Raw genomic sequence first — 2113 nt, forward strand, 5'->3', positions numbered from 1 at the left:
AGCGACAAAGATCAGGGGGGGCGGGTGGGGTCAATCCGCAACTCTCCCTTCGCTGCCGCCACCCCCCCCCACTTCAAGCGCCCGATGGGCTTTCTGGAGGCAGGGCTGCTGGCCACCTGGTTTAGCCAGTTAACTGGCCAAGATTTGGCCTGCGTGCAAACCAGCAGTGAAGCTTTGGGGGCAAAAAGCAACTTGTTTATCTTGACAGCTGCCACTCGCCTCAAGGAAGCAGAAGCCTGGGTAGATGCTGGCTTTAGCCACGAGCAGATCTTAGAGAAGGTGTTGCAGTCTACCCCGTAGCAAGATTGGAACGAGAAGTTTGTATAATCTTCTGGAAGCAAGACGAGCTCAAAGGCACGAGGGCACAGCCATTGGGGTGGCGGGTGAGAGCAATTCGAGGAGCCATCACCGTGCCGGCCAACACGGCCGAGGCCATTGGTGCGGCGGTAAACGAGCTTCTGGATGCTCTAGAACATCGCAACGCCATTGATCTGGCGGAGGTAGTGAGTGTTATTTTCTCGGTTACCCCTGACCTAGATGCCGCCTTTCCTGCCCAATTTGCCCGCCGCCGCCCTGGCTGGGAGTCAGTACCTCTGTTGGATGTGCAACAGATGGATGTCAATGGGGCTTTGCCACGCTGCATCCGCGTTTTAATCCAACTGAACACCCCCCTGACTCAGGCGGAGATGCACCACGTCTATTTGAGGGGTGCCCGCGAGCTACGGCCGGATCTCAGCCCTGTCTGATTGCTGCTGCCGCAGTTGAGCTTCCCACTGTTGCAGCTGCTCCTGGCGAGCAGCCACCTCAGCTTCGCGACGACTGAGCTCTTGGCTTTGCCGAGTCAGGGAAAGGCGCCAGTTTTCAATCTCTGTCCAATCAACCAGGCTGTAGGCTTGGGAGAGGCTGTGCAACATCTCCACCAGCTTCATTGCCGCCTCTTCCACCCGCTGCACCTGCCGGTTTTCTGCCAGCTCGACCAGCAACAACACCCCAACGTTGTAAGAGGCCGCTTCCTTGAGGGTAATCCGCTCCGCTGGGCGCAGGGGTGTCCAAACCCCTTTCTCCCCCTGCTGGGCCAAGAGCTGCAGCTCTGCTTGGCCAAAAAGACCTTTTCTGTCTACCCGTGCCAGGTACAGCATGGAGCCTACCGGAAGCTGCCCTTGATTCTAACACCAACCCCTCCCTGCCCAAGGATCCTCAGCCCAAACCTGAGTCCACAGCCCCGTGCCAGCAGAAGGATTGGTGTTAGGATCGGCTCTGAAATGGGTAAAGCTTGCAGCTTTCCCCCTCTTATCGTTTGGGGATCCCTGGCATGTTTCTCACCCAAAGCCCCTACTTTTTGATGGCAGCCCTGGTGGCAATTGCCAGTGGAGCCATCTTTGCCGTCCGCTTTGTCAAGCCTGAGGCGGCGGAAGAGTCGGATGTAATCTTTGCTACGATGGGCCTGATCTACTCCATCTCCCTGCTCTTGGAGGGTCAGCGCCTAATCCCCCTGCTGTTTTTTGCCCAGGTGCTGTTGGCGGTGATGGCTGGCTGGTTTGCCATCCAGACCTTCCGCCTGCGCATTCTCTTAAATGAGAAGGTGCGCCAGATAGCGGGAGTGCGGCCGGTTGTGCGACGCCAAGGCTTTAGCCGCACCTATCCGCCGGATGGCTACGTCCAAGGACGTGCCGTTGCTAGCGGGGCCAGTGGATCCCGCATCCGCGATACCTCCTCCTCCAGCCGTTCCATTCCCGAACGCAGCGAGGAACCAACCCGCCGCCCGCGGCCTCAGTTGACCAGCAATACCCAGGTGCGCCCGCGCCGTCGCCCAGAGGTGGAACAGGAGGACGAGTACGGCTATGAAGAGGGGGAGACCGCCTCGCAGCAGGCAGCTGACTCCCGTCGCCCTCGTCGTCCAACCCGTGAGGAGGACCAAAGCCCTGACTCAGCTGCCCAACGTCGTCCTCCCCGTCTACCCCAAACCCCAGAGGAGGACTACATCGAAGAAAAGCCCCGCCCTTCCTCCCGCCGCATCGTTGAGGTGGAATCGGTGGAAGTGCAAGAGGCAGAGCCGGACGAATACGAGGACGACTTGTTCTAGCTGCCCCAGCAGTTCCTAGAGAGAAGGGAT

4 protein-coding genes are annotated in these 2113 nt (G+C 59.2%); 3 read left to right on the forward strand and 1 reads right to left on the reverse strand.

Translation table 11 applies throughout. The features are described from left to right. Positions 1-300 (forward strand): V4R domain-containing protein (locus NW827_RS00195; RefSeq protein WP_414503191.1); only part of this gene is annotated, 300 nt, incomplete at its 5' end. A 71-nt stretch (positions 301-371) separates the two neighbouring features. After that, positions 372-746 (forward strand): chorismate mutase, encoded by a 375-nt coding sequence (aroH, locus tag NW827_RS00200; protein ID WP_414362287.1) that lies wholly within the window; start codon positions 372-374, stop codon positions 744-746. Here the strand turns inward: aroH and NW827_RS00205 are convergent. Then, positions 720-1139 (reverse strand): hypothetical protein, encoded by a 420-nt coding sequence (locus NW827_RS00205; protein WP_414404490.1) that lies wholly within the window; start codon positions 1137-1139, stop codon positions 720-722. The genes aroH and NW827_RS00205 overlap by 27 nt on opposite strands. A 173-nt stretch (positions 1140-1312) precedes the next feature. Between NW827_RS00205 and NW827_RS00210 the strand changes: the two genes are divergently transcribed. Further along, positions 1313-2083, forward strand: a complete 771-nt coding sequence (locus NW827_RS00210; protein WP_414362112.1) for a Ycf66 family protein — start codon at positions 1313-1315, stop codon at positions 2081-2083. The last annotated feature ends 30 nt before the right edge of the window (positions 2084-2113 follow it).

The sequence above is a fragment of the Synechococcus sp. H70.1 genome (assembly GCF_047502705.1).
In the GTDB taxonomy this organism is placed as follows: Bacteria; Cyanobacteriota; Cyanobacteriia; order Thermostichales; family Thermostichaceae; genus Thermostichus.